The following is a 1,543-nucleotide window of genomic DNA, read 5'->3' as shown; positions in this document are numbered from 1 at the left end:
CTCCCGTACTGCGTGCAGACGAACGATCTGCCTTTTAGACGGTCTCCGCGAGACCCACAAAGAAAAACCCCGGCAGTTTCCTGCCGGGGTTCGCTGATCAGTCAGACGACCGATATCAGAAGTTGCGCTGAGCGCGGAGGAGCAACTGGAGGTTGCCCTGATCCTTCAGCTCGTAGGTGGCGACGGGCTTCGCAACCGCGGCGTTCGCCGTGGCAGCACCCGTGATCGTGCCCGAGTACTTCTGGTCGAGCCAGACGTAGCTCAGGTCGGCAGTGAAGGCCAGGTTCTTGACCGGGGTCCAGACCACGTTGCCGCCGATAACCGCGAGGTTGAAGTCCGGGTTACACGTGGCAGTGGCGGCGCCGAAGGCGGCGACGAAGTTGGCGCAGATCAGAGCCTTGCCCGTGTCGCCGTAGCGAAGCGAAGCGTAAGCACCATAGATCGACGAAGCCCAGTTCGGGGACCAGTTGTGGGTGTAACCACCGCGGAAGCCCCAGGTCTTGACCGTGTCGATCCCGGTACCAGTGCCGAACACGCCATCAGCCATACCGGCGAAGCCGAGGCTCTGATAGGCGATGCCGCTGCCACCGTAGATGTAGATGTTCTGCGGGAACAGGCTCTGGAAGTTGTAGCGGGTCGCACCGTCGGTGTAGACGGCCTGCAAGTTGATCGAGTCACCCGCACCAGTCGGGATGTTCTTGATCGACAAGGCACCCTGCACCGCAAAGCCCCACTTGTCGTCGGGATGGCCGGTCGGCTCCGTCGTGCCGTAGTAGGCCGTGTGGAGTTCGTGCGCGGCAACCGAGAACTGGGCGAGACCCCAGGCCTGGTCAACGCGAACCTGACCGACGATGTCGGGCGTACGCGTGCCACCCCAATCGTTGGTGCCGTAGATGCCCTGGATGAAGGAGGCGCCAGCAGCCGAAGCCGAGGTGAAGCCACTGAGACCACCAGCAGTGATGCTGGCGTTATAGAGGTTCGACTGGCCACCAGCGGCGGTCGTCAGGTCCTGCAACGCCACCGAAGCGGTGATGCCCTGGCCGAAATCAGCCGTGTACGCAACCTGGTTCACACCGGTCACGTTGTTGCTGCCGCCCGGAAGGAAGTCGGGACCACCAGCCGGATAGCTCTGCCACGGTGTGTCGAAGATCGAGACCGTGCGGCCGAAGGTGAAGCCAGCGAACTGGATGAACGCATGGTAGAGGCCGAGCGTAGCCGAGCCGGTCGAGAACGCCGACGGGTTGCTGGCGGTGGTCGCCTGGCTATCCCAGGAGAAGATCATATCGGCGTAGGTGCGCACCACGCCATACTCGGTCGCCGTCCGCGTATCGACGGTGAAGTCCATACGAGCGCGGCTCTGGTAGTAGTTGTCCAGACGGTTGTTGCCACCGCCGGGAGCGCCCTGGCCGATGCCGTAGTCGCTGTTCGTGTTCCCCAGCATGTCCGCACGGACGTAGCCGCCGAACTTGATGCAGGTGTCAGTGCCCGGCATGTAGTAGAAACCGGCTCCGTACAGGGAGCAGATCTTCACGTATTCGACCGC

The 1,543-nt window shown here is 62.8% G+C and carries 1 protein-coding gene; it reads right to left on the bottom strand.

Annotated elements, in window-relative coordinates; translation table 11 throughout:
• Window positions 1-115: 115 nt before the first annotated feature.
• The coding region (locus AC1D00_RS40560; RefSeq protein WP_477014569.1) for a porin at window positions 116-1,543 on the bottom strand (1,428 nt) is incomplete at its 5' end.

This window comes from Bradyrhizobium sp. P2_E8, from assembly GCF_056403875.1.
Note: the sequence above shows the minus strand (reverse complement) of the source record. Positions and strands in the feature narration are given on the sequence as shown.